At 70.4% G+C, this 16,609-nt stretch carries 8 protein-coding genes; 5 read left to right on the forward strand and 3 right to left on the reverse strand.

The features are described 5' to 3' along the window. Positions 1-225 precede the first annotated feature (225 nt). On the forward strand, positions 226-1,716 hold the full coding sequence (locus I53_RS12205; RefSeq protein ID WP_043351047.1) for an LTA synthase family protein: 1,491 nt from the start codon (positions 226-228) through the stop codon (positions 1,714-1,716). A gap of 193 nt (positions 1,717-1,909) precedes the next feature. Then, positions 1,910-3,094 (forward strand): polysaccharide biosynthesis/export family protein, encoded by a 1,185-nt coding sequence (locus tag I53_RS12210; protein WP_083936041.1) that lies wholly within the window; start codon positions 1,910-1,912, stop codon positions 3,092-3,094. A gap of 189 nt (positions 3,095-3,283) precedes the next feature. On the opposite strand, the gene I53_RS12215 is transcribed toward I53_RS12210, so the two are convergent. The 3 genes from I53_RS12215 to I53_RS12225 all read right to left on the reverse strand — a co-directional run bounded on the left by I53_RS12215 (position 3,284) and on the right by I53_RS12225 (position 13,802). Next, entirely contained in the window at positions 3,284-4,651 is a 1,368-nt protein-coding gene (locus I53_RS12215) for an aminotransferase class I/II-fold pyridoxal phosphate-dependent enzyme (protein ID WP_043351049.1), read from the reverse strand. Next, positions 4,648-12,090 (reverse strand): type I polyketide synthase, encoded by a 7,443-nt coding sequence (locus tag I53_RS12220; protein ID WP_187294346.1) that lies wholly within the window; start codon positions 12,088-12,090, stop codon positions 4,648-4,650. The genes I53_RS12215 and I53_RS12220 overlap by 4 nt, the downstream gene beginning before the upstream one ends. A gap of 368 nt (positions 12,091-12,458) precedes the next feature. Continuing rightward, on the reverse strand, positions 12,459-13,802 hold the full coding sequence (locus I53_RS12225) for a UDP-glucose/GDP-mannose dehydrogenase family protein (RefSeq protein WP_043351052.1): 1,344 nt from the start codon (positions 13,800-13,802) through the stop codon (positions 12,459-12,461). A gap of 311 nt (positions 13,803-14,113) precedes the next feature. Here I53_RS12225 and argB point away from each other — a divergent pair, with 311 nt between their 5' ends. The 3 genes from argB (at position 14,114) to rplS (ending at position 16,490) form a co-directional block, all read left to right on the forward strand. Next, positions 14,114-15,007: an acetylglutamate kinase gene (gene argB / locus I53_RS12230; RefSeq protein WP_043351054.1), complete on the forward strand. Its 894-nt coding sequence runs from the start codon at positions 14,114-14,116 to the stop codon at positions 15,005-15,007. A 188-nt stretch (positions 15,008-15,195) separates the two neighbouring features. Beyond that, positions 15,196-15,957 carry a pyrimidine 5'-nucleotidase gene (locus I53_RS12235; protein WP_043351056.1) on the forward strand — a complete coding sequence of 254 codons (762 nt, stop codon included), beginning with the start codon at positions 15,196-15,198 and terminating at the stop codon, positions 15,955-15,957. Between the two features lie 131 nt (positions 15,958-16,088). Further along, a complete protein-coding gene (gene rplS, locus I53_RS12240; RefSeq protein ID WP_043351057.1) occupies positions 16,089-16,490 on the forward strand; it encodes a 50S ribosomal protein L19 in 402 nt (133 codons plus the stop codon). Positions 16,491-16,609 lie beyond the last annotated feature (119 nt).

Here is a 16,609-nt window from a genome sequence, read left to right on the forward strand (position 1 = left end):
GCGCTAGACCGGGGCCGTCGCGCGGAATCCGGTTCCACGAGACTCTGATGTGACACCAAAGCGATAGCGCGCGCTGCTAGAGTCAGACTTCAGCAGCCCGCCCCGGGGCCGGTCCCGATCATTCCGGATCAGGAACGGCTCGCAACTCCTTGCTCCCGCGCGCTGTTTCCCGCCGGACCGGATTCCGGCGGAGAGCAGGCCCGCCCCACGCCGAGTGTCCGAGTCTTGACGACGTTCCTCATCGCCACCGGTCTCGCGCTCGCCGTCTGCCTCGCCCTGGAGGTTTTGGCGGGCGACTCGCTCAGCCGGGCGAGCCTCGCGCCGCGGGATCTCGGCCTGCGGCTGCTCGGCTACCTGCTGATCCTGCTGTTCTGGTTCGCATTCTCCTGGCGCCCCTGGCTCGCCGGGCTGACCTGCGTGATCACGGTGGCGATCCTCATCGTCGTCAGCCGCGCCAAGCGCTCGGTGATCGGCGAGCCGCTGCTGTTCAGCGATTTCGCCCTGCTGCCCCAGGTGCCGCGGCATCCGCAGCTCTACTACATCCCGCCCCTGTGGGATCCGCGCATCGCGGGTCCGGTCCTGCTCACCCTGGCGGTGACCGTGTTGTGGTACCGGACCGAACCGAGCGTGCTGCCCGCCGCCACGCTGCCGCGCATCCTGGCCCTGCTCGGCCTGCCGCTCGCGCTCTGGCTGCTGGTCAAGGCCGCGCCGCGCCCGCCGCTCGCAGGGCTGATCGCCCGCTGGTTCCCCCAGCCCGACCTGGAGGCCGACGTGACCCGGGTCGGCCTGCCGGCGAGCCTTCTGGGCTACACCGCCCGGGCGATGGCGGGCGGCGAGCCCGTGCCCGAGGCGCCGGCGCTGCCGCACGGGCCGGGCGACGACGTCGTGGTGGTGATCCAGCTGGAATCCTTCGTCGATCCGGAGCGGCTGGGCGGCGCGAAGCTGCCGGTGATGGACCTGTTCCGCACCCGGGCCGCGCAGTACGGGCGCCTTCGGGTCCCGGCGCACGGTGCCTACACGATGCGCAGCGAGCACGCGGTGCTCACGGGCCGGCCCTCCGACAGCCTCGGCTTCGGCCGGTACGACCCCTACACGTCCCGGAGCGGGGACGAGCCGACGAGCCTCGCGCGGCTCGCCCGCGGACGGGGCTACGGCACGTTGTTCCTGCACCCGTTCCACAGGGACTTCTTCCGCCGGGCACGGGTGATGGAGGCCTTCGGCTTCGCCGACCTCGTGATGGGCGAAGCCTTCACGGAAACGCCGCGCGTCGGCCCCTATGTCGGAGACATCGCCCTCGGCGACCGCCTCCTCGCGGAGGTCCGGGCCCGGCAGACGCCGCTGTTCCTGTTCTGCGTGACCATGGAGAACCACGGCCCCTGGAAGCCGGGGCGGCTGCCGGGCATCGACGACCCGCAGGCCCAGTATCTCCACCACGTCGCCAATACCGGACAGATGGTGGAGGACATCGTGGCGGGCCTCGACGTCATCGCCCGCGAGCGCCACCAGACCATCACGCTCTGCGTGTTTGGTGACCACGCACCGTCGCTGCCGAGTTGCAAGCCGGGCTTTGGAGGCCGGACCACCGACTACGCCCTGTTCCGCTTCGGCCAACCGCAGGGCGCTCCGGCTCAGGTCGACATCGCCGCCGACGAGCTCGGGCGGGCGCTGCGGGGGATTCTCGCGAGCGCACCGGCGGACATGGCTGCCGGGACATGATAAGGTTAAGCTTGCGCGCCATAAGCGTGGCTGTGCCACGCTGGTGACGCATTGCCCACGGATAGCGCGACCGTCCGCGAGGCGGCCGCCGGTTCGGCGCGGCCGTTAAAGCGATCGCAGCGTTTGGCGGTCAAACTGGATGTCCCGGCCCGGGCCAGCGATGGCGCGGGGTCGGCGAGGAGAAGTCTCTGTGATGCTGCGTAAGACGGCGCGCACCGCCCTGATGGCCGCTCTGGCGGCGGGATCTGCAGGGGGTTGCACCTACCTGCCTGCGGCGGGTCCGACGGCGGGCGCGATCCAGGCGGGGGCGGAGGTGGCCACCGCCGACGGCGGCCTGATCGCCCGCTACGAGATCATCGACGTCACGCCCTCGGTGGTCGAGGCCCTGCGCGGCCGGCCGCTGGACAGCCTGCTCGCCTCCTTCGGCGACCACCGTCCCTCCTCGGAGCCGGTGATCGGCGTCGGCGACATGGTCTCGGTCTCGATCTGGGAAGCCGGGTCGGGCGGCCTGTTCTCCGGGCCGCTGGTGGCCGACCGCTTCTCGGCGGGCTCCAAGTCCGCCCTCATCCCCGAGCAGCCCGTCGGGCGCGACGGCGCCATCTCGGTCCCCTATGCCGGCCGCATCAAGGTCGCCGGCCGCCGCACCCAGGACGTCCAGGCGCTCATCGAGAACGAACTCGCCGGCAAGGCCATCCAGCCGCAGGTGCTGGTCTCGGTCACCCGGCCGATCAGCCAGGCGGTGACCGTCACCGGCGAGGGCGCCGCCGGCGCCCGCCTGCCGCTCTCGGGCCACGGCGACCGCATCCTCGACGTCATCGCCGCCGCCGGCGGCAACCGCGCGCCGGTCAACGAGACCTTCGTGCGGCTCTCGCGCGGCCCGGTGACCGCGACCGTGCCGCTGACCACGGTGGTGTCGAACCCCAAGGAGAACATCTACCTGCGGCCCAACGACGTGCTCACCCTGGTGCGCGACCCGCAGACCTTCATCGCGGTGGGCGCGCTGGGCAATAGCACCGAGCTGCCGTTCCAGGCCGACGGCATCACCCTGGCCCAGGCGCTGGCCAAGGCGCGCGGCCTGTCGGACTTCGCCGCCGACCCGGCCGGGACGTTTATCTTCCGGTTCGAGCCGGCCAGCGTCGTGCGGCGCCTCAGCCCCAGCTCGCGGCTGCTCGGCACGCCGCTGGTGCCGGTGGTCTACCGGATCGACATGCGCGATCCCAACAGCCTGTTCGTCTCCCAGGCGTTCCGCATGCGCAACCGCGATCTGATCTACGTGTCGAACGCGCCGTTCACCGAGGTCCAGAAGGTGCTCACCGCCTTCAGCGGCGTCACCGGACCAGTCTCCTCCGCCGCCTTGGCCTACTCCTACGCCAAGTAGGGAGCGGCCCGCATAGGGGACGATCGGGATCGCGGCGCCGCCTGTGCGCGCGATCCCGGATCCCGGCCCTTCCTTATCGCGCCTGCGGACACCCTGGGTTCAAAGCGAAACGGGGCGCGGATGTCATCCGCGCCCCGTTTCCCGTCATAACGCTCGTCGTGGATCCGGGGCCCACGGCCCCGGACGGGCTCAGACCCGCTTGGCCAGCAGCTGCTCGATCAGCGAGCCGCCCTTGTCGATGGCCGCCAGTTCCTCGGCCACCGCGTTCACGGTGTCGCGGATCTGGTCGGGGGTGTGCTCGGAGGTCAGGAAGAAACGCAGGCGCGATGCCCGCTCCGGCACCGCCGGGTGGATGATCGGCTGGACGTTGATGCCCCGGCGGAACAGCCGGTCCGACAGGGTGACGGCTTTCAGCGAGTCACCGACGATGATCGGCACGACCGCGAGGCCCAGGCTGAAGCCGGTGTCGAGGCCCAGCTTTTTGGCGGTCGCCAGGAACAAGGTGCCGTTCTGGCGCAGGCGCTCGACCCGCTCCGGCTCGGCATGCATCACCGCGAGGGCCACCTCGGCAGCGGCGGCGAGCGGCGGCGACATGCCGACGCTGTACACGAATCCGCCCGCCGTGTGCTTGAGGTACTCGATCAGGGCAATCGGCCCGCAGATGTAGCCGCCGCAGGTGGACAGGGTCTTCGACAGCGTGCCCATCCAGATGTCGACCTCCTTCGGGTCGACACCGCAATGTTCGAACAGGCCCGCGCCGGTGCGGCCGGTGACGCCGAGACCATGGGCCTCGTCGACCATCAGCCAGGCGTCGTAGCGCTTCTTGAGGGCCACGAGCCCGGCGAGGTCCGGCGCATCGCCGTCCATACTGTAGAGGCCCTCGACCACGATCAGCGCCCGGCGGTGCTCGTGGCGGGTCGACTGGAGCAGGGTCTCCAGGGCATCGAGGTCGTTATGCGCGAAGGAGCGCCGCTGCGCCCCCGAGAGTTGCGCGCCCGTGACGATGCTGTTGTGGGAGAGGGCGTCGTGGAAGATGACGTCGCCGGATTCCAGCAGGGCGCCGATCGTCGTGACGTTGGTGGCGTGCCCGCTCACCATCACGACGCAGCCCTCGGACTGATAGTGCTTGGCCAAAGCCTGTTCGAGGCTGATATGGCCCGGACGCTCCCCCGCCACGACACGGCTCGCCGACGAGGAGGTGCCGTAGGCATCGATCGCCTCGCGGGCGGCGTTGCTCACCCGCGGATGTCCGTTCAGGCCGAGATAGTCATACGACGAGAAGTTGGTGAAGGCCTTCTGGTCGATCCGGGTGGTTGCTCCGGCCTTGGCGTCGTGGACGCGGAAGAACGGGTTGCCCAGGCCGATCAGCTCCGCCGCCTGCCGCTGAAGCTTCAGCTCCCGGTAGCCCGGCAGGTTCTCGAAGTTCTGCGCCGCCGACTTCCCGGCCGGCGAGGCCGCTTTGACGGGGGCCGGGCGCGGCGTGGCGCGCCCGAGCCGGTTGGTCACGAAGCCGGCGAGCGCCGCCCGCCCGCCGTCCGGCCGTGCCGTGTCGGTCATGAGTTGGTCTCTTTGATCCCGCTGGACGTCTGCTCGATGAGTTCCTTGAGAGGCGCGATCATCTGCGCATCCACCTCACCGCCGACATGCTTCGCCACGAGGCTCATCGCGACGCCGGCGGTCTCATCCATGGGCGCGGAAACCGCCTGAATTAAGGACTCCGACAGTTCGGTGACGGTCATGCCCGAGGACAGGCCCGCGGGCGGCGCGTCGAGGGCGAAGCGCTCCTGCAGGCTGGCGCCGAGTTCGACGCCCATCAGCGAGTCGAGGCCGATCTCCGAAAGCTGGCGGACGCGGCTGATGTCGTCCTTCGGCAGGCGCAGGATCCGGGCGATGTCCTCGACGATCGCATCCGACACGGTCTTGCGGACCGCGTCGAGGTCGCCCCCCTTGAGGAGCGCCCCGATGTTGATCGCCTGGACGCCGCCGGCCTCGACCTGCTGGTCCGACCCGAGTTCCGCGTAGCTCGGCGAGCGCATGGTTGCGAGCCGCTCGCGCGCCTTGCCCCAATGCATCGCCGCGATGGCGATCACCGCCTCGTCGGGGGACGTCCCCTGGCATTCCAGCGCCTCGGCCATCAGGTCGAGGCAGCGGCGGGCCTCCATCGGCGTGACGCCGACGCGACCGGCCAGACCTTCCATGACCGCCCTGTTGCGGGCGAGCATGCCGACATCGCCGATGGCCCCCCAGGCCACCGCCAGGGCGGGTAGACCGCGGCGGCGGCGCTGGCGCGCCAAGCCCTCCATGAAGCCGTTGGCGGCCACGTAGGAGCCCTGACCGGGATTGCCGATGAAGGTCGTCGCCGAGGAGAACAGGACGAAGTAGTCGAGGCTCCGGTCACGGGTCGCGGCGTCCAGGTGCTGGGCGCCGATCACCTTCGGGCCGATCACCGCGTCGAGCGCAGCCGCGTCGATGTTGGAGATCAGGCCGTCCTGCAGCACCGCCGCGGCGTGGAGCACGCCCGCGAGCTTCTTGCCCTTCTGCTCGATCTCGGCGAGCAGACGGTCCACCGAGGCGCGGCTGGTGATGTCGACGGCCTTCGCCTCGACGGTCACACCCTGGGCCGACAGCTCGGCGACGATCGCCTTGGCCTCATCGGTGGCCGCCCCCTTGCGGCCGGCCAGCACGAGGTGCTTGGCACCCCGGTCGATCAGCCACCGCGCCGCCTCCAGGCCGAAGCCGCCGAGGCCGCCGGTCAGCAGGTGGACGCCCGTCTCCGAGACCGTGAACGGCTTCGCCGTATCCTTCATGATCGTGCCGGCCTTGGGCGGGCTGATCACGATCTTCCCGATGTGACCCGACTGCTGCATCAGCCGGAACGCGTCCGAGGTCTCGGCCGCCGTGAAGGGCTGGTAGGGCAGGGGCTTCAGGCCGCCGTCGTTGAACAGGGCCATCACCTCGCGGAACATCCGCGCGCCGTCGTCGCCCTGGTGCTGGATCACCTGATCGAGGTCGACGCCGAAGTAGCTGAGGTTCCGCCGGAACGGGCGCAGGCCGATATGGGTGTTGGCGACGTAGTCGCGCTTGCCCAGCTCGACGAAGCGGCCGAAGGGCCGCAGCGCGTTGAGCGAACGCTCCATCGCCTCGCCGAACAGGCTGTTCAGCACGATGTCGACGCCGTCGCCGGTGATCGCCCGGACCTCGTCCACGAAGGCGAGCGAGCGGGAATCGAGCACGTGCTCGGCGCCCAGCGCCTTCACGAGGGCCCGCTTCTCGCGGGAGCCGGCGGTGGCGATGACCCGCGCACCCTTCAGCTTGGCGATCTGCAGGGCCGCGAGGCCGACGCCACCCGCGCCGCCATGGACCAGCACCCACTCGCCGCGCCGCATCCGGGCGCAGGAAACGAGGCCGTAATAGGCGGTGAGGAAGGCCACCGGCACGGTGGCGGCCGCCATCGGGTCGAGGCCCTGCGGCATCGGCGCGACGACGAGGTCGGGCACCACGATATGCGTGGCGAAGCCCGACTGGGCGAAGGCGACGACCGGATCGCCGACCTTGAAGCCCTTCACGCCCGGGCCGACGGCCGTGACGCGGCCGGCGCATTCGAGGCCGAGGCGCGGGCCGGCGAAGCCGTCCTCAAGGATCTCCTCGGGGAGCATCGAGAGCGCCCAGAGCACGTCGCGGAAGTTGAGGCCGGTGGCCTCGACCGCGATCTCCATCTCGCCCTTGCCGGGGGCGCGGCGCTCGGCCGGACCCCAGACCATCTCGCTGAGGCCGCCGGTGTTGCTGCGCTCGAGCCGCGCGGCCTCGGCCGGGACGGTATCGGCCGGATCCCGGTGCTGCGGCCGGCCGGCGTGGAAGCGCACGACCTGGGTCCGCTCGTCGTCCAGCACGATCTCGGTCTCCGGCGTGCCGGAGAGGATCAGGTCGCGCAGGCGCTCCGAGGCGCGCTTCGACGACATCTCGGGGGAGAGGTCGATGCGGCGGACGTCGAGGTTCGGGGCCTCGTTGGCGAGGGTGCGGGAGAAGGCCCACACGCCGGCCTCGATGTTGGTGGTCTGGCCGCCGCGGTCGCGGGTGGCCCCCGGCGCCACGACCCACAGCCGGGTCTGGCGGGCGCCGAGATGCTCCGTGCAGCGCTTCAGGCTGAGGCAGCGGTCGCGCAGCCGCTCGGCCGCCTCGCCGCCGCGGGTGAAGGCGCCGGCTAGGAACACCACCGTGTCGGGGGTCTCCTTCTCCAGCTCCATCAGGGAGGTTTCGGAGTCGAGGATGATCGAGACATGCACGCCGCCCGCGACCAGCAGCGTCGCCAGGGAGGAGGCGGTCTCGGCCGCGAACTCGTCGTCGGAGCCGATGATGAAGGCGAAGCTCTGTGCCGGAGCCGGGCCCGGACGCACCGGCGCCTCGGCCGTCAGCAGGAGGTCGTCGCCGTTGGCGGAGGCCGCCCGCTCGACCTCGACCTTGACGAGGCCGTGGGCGCTCAGCGTGCGCTGCCAGCCCTCGATGTCCTCGAGCCGGCCCACGGGCATGCCGCCCACGGCCTCCTCGAACCAGCCGGTCGTGAGACCGAACACGAGGTCACGGAACAGGGACGCTCCCGGCTCGACCGCCACCAGCAGGCCGCCGGTGGCGAGCGCCCCGGCGAGCTGGCCCGGAAGGGACCGGTCGCCCCGGTGGAGGCTGCCGGCCGCCAGGATCAGGTCGAAGCTGCCGGGAGCGAGTTCCTCGGCGGTCTCGACCACGGCGGCGGCGCGTCCCAGGGACAGGCGGGCGCGCTCGGCGAGCCGGCGATCGGTCTCGAAGACGGTGAGCCGGGCCTCGGCGGCGGCCGCGAAGGTCGCGGTTTGCGCCGAGAGCGGGCCGAAGCCGACTTGGAGGACTCGCAGCGCCCGCTCCTTCGGGAGCTGGGCTCGGCTCCGCTCGATCAGGCTGGCGACCACGTCGGCGCCGTGGCGCGCGGTGGCCGAGCGCAGCACGAAGGCGTCGATCGCCCCCTGCGGCAGGGCGGGCGCGTCGGTCAGCTTCCCGGCGAGCAGCCGGTCGACCAGGGCGCCGACATCGGCGATCAGCACCAGTTCGGCCGAGAGATCCGGATGGTCACCGGCGATCCAGCGCATGATCTCGTCGGGCGCCGGCAACGCGGAGCCGTCGCCCAGCGTCCAGTTCTGGCCCGCGCGCTCGGCGAGGCCGCTGCTTTCCAGGGCGTAGAGGGCGTTCAGCAGCCAGGGGCGCAGGGCCTCGGGCACGCGGCTGTCGGTGACAGAGACGGTCGCACCCTGGGCCAACCCGGAGGCGAGGCGGTGGGCGAGCGAGGTCGCCCAGCCTTCCAGCAGGAGGTGCCCCGGAGACAGGGCGGCGTCGGCCGGCCCCTTCGCCTCGGCGGCCAGCGGGCGCAGCCGCGCGGCCACGCTCGGACGGCGTTCCATGGGGATCGCGGTCGGCTCGGTGGCGAGTTCCGGCACCTGCGAGATCGCGAAGGCCGCGAGGTCACCGCCGCTCTTGGCCCGCAGGGCCTGGAATCGGCCCTCGCGGATCGTGGCGACCACCGCCCCCTCGGCATCGAGGAGGGTGAAGTCCGCCAGGATCGAACGCTCGTTGCAGCGGCGTGTCCGGATGATCGAACGGGCGATCACCGCGCCGGGGCGCAGCAGGCGCACCTCTCCGAAGCGGACCGGGATGTAGGCCTTGCCGCCATTCTCGCCGAGAAGATCGGCGAAGAGCAGGATCAACCCGTGAAAACAGGCATCGAGCCGGTTCGGCACCAGGGCGTAGCGGCTGTCGGGCTCCGCCGGCAGCAGATCGGACACGATGGTGGCGTCGTCCAGCCGGGCGCTCATCGCCACCTGCTGGAAGCTCGGGCCGAAGGCCAGACCCGAGGCGAGGGCCTTGGCGTAGAGCGCGTCGCCGGTGAGCACGTGCTCGCCGGCGGTCTCGAAGCTGAAGCCGTTCAGGTCGGGGGCCTTCGGCGACGAGAAGGTGCCCTCGACGATCTTCGCCTGGGCGTGGAGCTGCCAGGGCGTCTGCGTCAGGCGCGGACGGCTCAGCACCTGGATGCCGTTGCCGGAGCCCGAGAGGCGCACCGCGACCTCGCGCAGGGCCTCCTCGGCGAACACCATCGGCGCCACGATCTCGAAATCAGCCAGCACGACCTCGTCGTCGCGCAGGGCCTCGCGGACGCAGGCCAGCGCCATCTCGACGAAGCCGGCGCCGGGCATGATCACCTGGCCGTCGACCTTGTGGTCCTCCAGCTCCGGCACGGTGACCGGATCGACGAAACCGTTCCATTCCAGTCCGTCGAAGGTCGTGCGCGACCCGATCAGCGGATGGTAGGGGCGGGGGCTCATCGCGCCGACGCCTTCGGTGGTGTCGGCGAGACGGAACGGCCGGCGCTGCCACGGATAGGTCGGCAGGCGGACATCGCCCTTGGGCGCATCGCCGAACAGCAGGGTCTCGTCGACCTGCGCGCCCTGGACCAGCGCGGCGCTGACCGCCTTGGCGATCGGATCGCCACCGGAGGCCTTGCGGTGCATCACGCCGACCGTGGCGGTCTCAATGCCGAGCGGCTCGACCGCGTCGCCGACATGGGACATGAGGGTCGCGCGCGGGCCGACTTCGACGAAGACGCGGGCGCCGCGGCGGGTCGCGTCCTGCACGGCTTCGCAGAAGCGCACCGGCTCGCGGATGTTGCGCCACCAGTAGCCGGCACCGAAATGGCTGCCGTCCAGCACGCTGCCGGTGACGGTGGAGACCATCGCGGTGGTGCCGGCCTTGGCCTTCAGCCCGGCGAGATCGCGCAGGAGCGGCTTCTCGGTCGGGTCCATCAGCCGGCCATGGAAGGCGTAGGCGAGGTCGAGCTTGCGGCCGCGGCGGCGCTTGCGCGACAGCGCCTTGAGTGCGGCGTCGATATCGGCCACCGGCCCGGCGACCGTGACGGCCTTCGGGCTGTTGTAGGCGGCGATGTCGAGGGACGGGTAGTCCTTCAGGAAGGCCTCGACCTCCTCGGACGGCATCAGCAGCACCGCCATGGTGCCCTGGCCGTGCGTCGTCTCCTGATGGTGGCTGCGGTAGTAGATGACCCGGACCGCGTCCTCCAGGCTCAGGATGCCGGCGGCCTCGGCGGCCGCGATCTCGCCCACGCTGTGGCCGAGGACATAGGACGGGATCAGACCCTTGGCCTTGAGGGCGGCCGTGGAGGCGCTCTCGATGGCGAAGATCAGCGGCTGCGAGACGCTGGTGAGCACGAGGCGCTCGTCCAGGTCGTCGGCGTAGAGGGCGTCCTTGAGCGACCAGTCGGAGTAGCCCTGGAACAGGGTGTCGATCCGGTCGAAGGCGGCGCGGAAGGCGGGGTTCTCCTCGTAGGCCTCGCGGCCCATGCCGGCCCACTGGCTGCCGTTGCCCGAATAGACGAAGGCCACCTCGGCGACACGGTCGACGGCGGTGCCGGTGAAGGCGTCCTGCGTGTCCTCGCCTTCGCCGACGGCGCGCAGGGCGGCAACCACGTCGGCCTTGCCGTCGAGGGCGATGGCGAGGCGGGCCGACATGCGCTCGCGGCGGTGGGCGACGGCGGCCGCGATGGTCGGAACCTGGGCGGGCTCGGCCTCCAGGCGTTCGGCGTAATCGAGGGCCAACTCGTTCAGTGCGGCCCGGCTCTGGGCCGAGAGCAGCAGCACCTGGGCTTCCGGCGCCGGGGCCGACTCGGCGGCCCTGGACCAGGCCGGGGCGTCGGTGATGACGACATGGGCGTTGGTGCCGCCGAACCCGAAGGAGTTCACGCCCGCGAAACGCTCGCGCGCGCCGCGGGTGATCGGCAGGGCCTTCCGCACCACGTGCAGGTTGAGGTCGTCGAAGGGGATCTCGGGATTCAGCTCAGCCGCATGCAGCGACGGCGGCACGAGGTCGTGCTCCAGCGCCAGCGTCGCCTTCATCAGGCCGGCAAGGCCCGAGACAGGCTCGGTGTGGCCGATATTGGTCTTGATCGAGCCGATCGGCAGCGGCGCCTGCCGGCCGCGGCCGAGCTTCGAGCCGATGGCCGAGGCCTCGATCGGATCGCCCACCGGCGTGCCGGTGCCGTGCGCCTCCATGAAGGCGAGGTCGTCGAGACCGATCTCGGCCTCGCGGTAGACCTTCTCCAAGAGGGCGCCCTGGGCGTAGCCCGAGGGCAGCGAGATGCCGGTGGTGCGCCCGTCGGAATTGATGCCCGAGGCCGCCACCACGGCGCGGACCGTGGCGCCGTTGCGCCGCGCGGCCTCGGCTGATTGCAGCACGAACACCACGCCGCCCTCCGAGCGCACGTAGCCGTCGGCGTTCTTCGAGAACGCCTGGCACAGGCCGGTGCGCGAGAGCATCTGCGCGGTGGAGAAGCAGATGAAGTTGAACGGGCTCGCCAGCACGTTGACGCCCGCGACGACGGCGGTGTCGACGCGGCCCGACCGGATCGCCTGGACGGCGTTGTCGAAGGCGACGAGGGAGGACGAGCAGGCCGTGTCGACCGTGAAGCTCGGGCCCTTCAGGTCGAAGATGTAGGAGATGCGGTTCGAGATGATCGAGAGCGTGTTGCCGGTGGCCGCATAGGCGTCGCCCGACGGCGCGTCGAGGATGCGCAGGTTGCCGTAATCGAGCGACGAGGCGCCGACGAACACGCCGATATTGCTGCCGGCCACGCTGGACGGGCGCAGGCCCGCATCCTCAAGAGCCTCCCAGGTCAGTTCCAGCAGCATCCGCTGCTGCGGATCCATCTGCTCCGCCTCGCGGGGCGAGATCCCGAACACCGCAGGGTCGAACGACCACACGTCGTCGATGACACCGGCGGCCCAGGTGTAGCTCTTGCCGCGCTCATGGGCGCGCGGGTGCGCGAACCGCTCCAGGGAGAACCGGTCGGCCGGCACCTTGCTGACGGCGCAGCGCCCCTCGGACAGGAGTGACCACAGCCCGTCGACGCTGGGGGCTCCGGGCAGTCGGCATGCGCGTCCGACGATCGCAATGTCTGTACGTTGTGTCACGTTCGGTTCGCACACGCTCGTTATCGGAAGTCGGCTCGGCTCTCGACGAGTGAGTACCCTCTCACCCCTTACTGTGGCACCATTGCGGTGTCCAACCAGCCCCAACGCGAGGTCATCCCTCTGCGGCGAAATTGCCAGAGGCTGTGACATGTATTCATCAGCGGCTTATCCAATCCCTGCGCCCAAAACGCCAAGATTGAACCGCTGGACCGCCTGTCGAGACGCGAACTCGACCACGAGAAAGCCACAGTTGCCCCTCGGGGGCGGCAGCCCGTCTAGCGGCATCGGGCCCGATTCCGGAAGAAATCTTCGCGCGCCGGCGCAGATCCCGCACAGGAATTCAGGCCCGTCGGTCGCCACCGCGATGATCAAGACCCGTTCCGCGCGACGCTCTCCTTGGTTCGTCCGACGCCGCAATAGGTGAAACCGTGTCGCGCCGCGCTCGCGGGGTCGTAGATGTTGCGCAGGTCGATCAGCACGGGGGCCGATCCGTCGGAGGACATGATCTGACGCAGCCGGTCGAGGTCCAGCGCCCGGAACGCGTTCCACTCGGTGACGATCACCAGGGCGTCCGCACCCTCCGCGCAGGCATAGGCGTTCTCGGCGTAATCCACAGCCGGCATCAGGATCCGGGCCTGCTCCATGCCCTCCGGATCGTAGGCGCGCACCTTCGCCCCCGCATCCTGAAGCCCGGCGATGATCGCCAGCGAGGGCGCATCGCGCATGTCGTCGGTGTTCGGCTTGAAGGTCAGGCCGAGCAGCGCCACCGTCTTGCCGCGTACGCTGCCGCCGCAGGCCTTGATCACCTTGCGGGCCATGGCGCGCTTGCGCTGGTCGTTGACCGCCACCACCGTCTCGACCATCCGCAGCGGGGTGCCGGCATCCTGGGCGGTCTTGACCAGCGCCAGCGTGTCCTTGGGAAAGCACGAGCCGCCGTAGCCCGGCCCGGCATGCAGGAACTTCGACCCGATCCGGTTGTCCAACCCGATGCCGCGGGCCACCGCCTGAACGTCGGCGCCGACCGCCTCGCACAGGTCCGCGATCTCGTTGATGAAGGTGATCTTGGCCGCCAGGAACGCGTTCGCCGCGTATTTGGTCAGTTCGGCGGTGCGCCGCGCGGTGACCATGATCGGGGCCTGATTGAGATAGAGCGGCCGGTAGACCTCGCGCATCACGGCCTCTGCCCGCGCCTCCTCGGCGCCGACCACGATGCGGTCGGGACGCTTGAAGTCGGCGATGGCCGCGCCCTCGCGCAGGAACTCGGGATTGGACACCACCGCGACGTCCGCGCCGGCATTGGTCTCGCGGATGATGCGCTCGACCTCGTCGCCGGTGCCCACCGGCACGGTCGACTTCGTCACCACCACGGTGAAGCCCGAGAGCGCCCCGGCGATCTCCCGGGCGGCATCGAACACGAAGCTCAGGTCGGCGAAACCGTCGCCGCGGCGGGACGGCGTGCCCACCGCGATGAACACCGCGTCGGCCTCGGCCACGGCCTCCCGCATCGATGTGCTGAATGCGAGCCGGCCCTGGCGGACATTCTCGGTCACCAGCGCGTCGAGGCCGGGCTCGTAGATCGGCATGCGGCCGGCATTCAGGCTCGCGATCTTGTCGGGATCCCGGTCGATGCAGACGACCGCGTGGCCGAAATCGGCGAGGCATGCCCCGGAGACCAGGCCGACATACCCGGCCCCAATCATCGCAATCCGCATCGGGCCCTCCCGGCAGCTCGCCCAGCGGCTTGCTGCGATGCAACATGATCCCGGCCGCCAGACGATGCAAGCCGGGCCAGCCTGGATCCGGTCCAGTCTGTCACGGGAATGCAACACCCGCGAAGGATGACTGTAGTTTGACAGCCACCGGGGCGCCGCGCGCCGGCGGCCGGGCCGCGCGCCGCCGATCCGCGAATGGAGGCGGGGCGGCTTCGCAGCGCGGACGGCTTCCTGTAGAAGCGCCACCGCCCGAAGGGGAGGCCGCAGATCCGCCCCCGAGGACCCGACCCAAGGATCGGCGAAGGACCGCGATGACCGAATTGCCCAACGTGCACGTGCGTGCCGAGGTCCTGGCTCAGGCGCTGCCCCACATGCAGCGCTACGACCAGGAGATCGTGGTCATCAAGTACGGCGGCCATGCCATGGGCGACCGGGCCGCGGCCGAGGATTTCGCCGAGGACATCGTCCTCCTGGAACAGTCCGGGCTGAAGCCGATCGTCGTGCACGGCGGCGGGCCGCAGATCGGCAAGATGCTCGACCGGCTCGGCATCCAGTCTGAGTTCCGCGGCGGCCTGCGCGTCACCGACGAGGCCACTGTCGAGGTGGTCGAGATGGTCCTGGCGGGCCTGATCAACAAGCAGATCGTCGGCTGGATCTCCGCCGAGGGCGGCCGGGCGGTCGGCCTGTGCGGCAAGGACGGCAACATGGTCCGGGCCAAGCGGGCCATGAAGACCGTCGTCGATCCCGAGAGCCACGTGGAGCAGACCGTCGATCTGGGCCTCGTCGGCGAGCCGGATCACGTCGAGCGCGGCGTCCTCGACGCGGTGCTGAAGGCCGAGCTGATCCCGGTCCTGGCGCCCGTCGCCTACGGCGCTGACGGCCAGACCTACAACGTCAACGCCGACACCTTCGCGGGGGCGATCGCCGGGGCGCTTCGGGCCAAGCGCCTGCTGCTGCTCACGGACGTGCCGGGCGTGCTCGACAAGGACAAGAAGCTGATCCCGGAACTCACCGTGGAGGATTGCCGGCGCCTGATCGCGGACGGCACCATCACGGGCGGGATGATCCCGAAGATTGAGACCTGCATGTATGCGCTCGAGCGCGGTGTCGAGGCGGTGGTCATCCTCGACGGCAAGGTCAACCATGCGGTGCTCCTCGAGCTGTTCACCGATTACGGCGCCGGCACCCTGATCCGTCGGGGCTGAGAATCGGACCGACCCGCACCGCGCCGCCTCCCGGCGCGGTGCCGCCCGCATCGGTGGCGGCAACATCTGCGCCCGCCGCGCATTGTCGTACCCCGCCCACGAGACCAGCCCCGGACAAGCATCAAACTTGCGAGCTTGACCGTTCCGGTCCACAGATTCCGTGGGTATCAGCAACCTGAGGGGTTCCGGTGCACCACCCCGGCAAGGCCCAGTTCACCACCCCAGCGGCGCGCGGCTTCGCCGACGTCGACACCTGGGTGTTCGACCTCGACAATACCCTTTACCCGAGCGATGCCGCGGTCTGGCCGAAGGTCGACGAGCGCATCACCCTGTACGTGATGCAGCTCTACGGACTCGACGGGATCTCGGCGCGCGCGCTGCAGAAGCATTTCTATCACCGCTACGGCACGACGCTGTCGGCGCTGATGGTCGAGGCGGGCGTCGATCCCCACGATTTCCTCGACTTCGCCCACGACATCGATCACTCGTCGATCAAGCTCGACAAGAGCCTCGGCGACGCGATCGAGCGGCTGCCCGGGCGGAAGCTGATCCTGACCAACGGGTCGCGCCGGCACGCCGAGACCGTCGCCGCCAAGCTCGGCATCCTCGATCATTTCGAGGACGTGTTCGACATCGCCGCCGCCGACTTCGTCCCGAAGCCGGAACGCACGACTTACGAGCGGTTCCTGGAGAAGCACGCCGTCGAGCCGACCCGCGCGGCCCTGTTCGAGGACATCGCCCGGAACCTCGCGGTGCCGCACGACCTCGGCATGGCCACCGTGCTGGTGGTGCCGAGGGTCACCGATCCCTACCGCGAGGCCTTCGAGCAGGAGGCGGTGCGCGAGCCGCATATCGACCACATCACGGACGACCTCGCCGCCTTCCTGGCCGCCTGCGTGCTGCCCGAGGCCGAGGCGGCGCGAGAGCCGGTCGACCGGGACCGTCGCTGAACCGCGTCCAACGGCAATCGACAAGCCGGCAACGATCCTGTAGAGAGCCGCCCAACTCACAACAGGATCGCCGAAATCCTGGCGCCGATCGCCCATGAGGGGCGAAGCGGCGCGACGGCCGGAGCTATGCCATGAACATCATCGAGCAGCTGGAGCGCGAGGAAGTCGCGCGCCTCGCCAAGACCATCCCGGATTTCGAGCCGGGCGATACGCTGATCGTCAACGTCCGCGTGAAGGAAGGCGAGCGCACCCGCGTTCAGGCCTACGAGGGCGTCTGCATCGCCCGCTCGGGCGGCGGCCTCAACGAGAGCTTCACGGTCCGCAAGATCTCCTACGGCGAGGGCGTGGAGCGCGTCTTCCCGGTGCACTCGCCGATGATCGATTCGATCAAGGTGGCCCGTCGCGGCAAGGTGCGTCGCGCCAAGCTGTACTACCTCCGCGACCGCCGCGGGAAGTCGGCCCGCATCGTCGAGCGCACCGACCGCTACAAGACCAAGGACGCCCCGGCCGCCGCGCCCACCGCCGCCGAGTAAGCTGTCCGAATCGCTCCGCAGGCCGGAGCGATCGCCCGGTTTCAGACCGGCCCGGCTCAGCCGGGCGGGTTTTTCTTGGCCGGCCGCCCCGTCCCGGGCCGCGATACGATCCGCTCAGG

Origin of the sequence: Methylobacterium sp. B1 (assembly GCF_000333255.1) — a bacterium.
GTDB classification, from domain to species: Bacteria; Pseudomonadota; Alphaproteobacteria; order Rhizobiales; family Beijerinckiaceae; genus Methylobacterium; species Methylobacterium fujisawaense.

Bases quoted from the DNA above. Each gene is read 5' to 3' on its own strand.
- I53_RS12210 (WP_083936041.1), top strand. From the start codon at position 1,910: ATGCTGCGTAAGACGGCGCGCACCGCCCTGATGGCCGCTCTGGCGGCG.
- I53_RS12215 (WP_043351049.1), bottom strand. From the start codon at position 4,651: ATGACCGACACGGCACGGCCGGACGGCGGGCGGGCGGCGCTCGCCGGC.
- I53_RS12225 (WP_043351052.1), bottom strand. From the start codon at position 13,802: ATGCGGATTGCGATGATTGGGGCCGGGTATGTCGGCCTGGTCTCCGGG.
- argB (WP_043351054.1), top strand. From the start codon at position 14,114: ATGACCGAATTGCCCAACGTGCACGTGCGTGCCGAGGTCCTGGCTCAG.
- rplS (WP_043351057.1), top strand. From the start codon at position 16,089: ATGAACATCATCGAGCAGCTGGAGCGCGAGGAAGTCGCGCGCCTCGCC.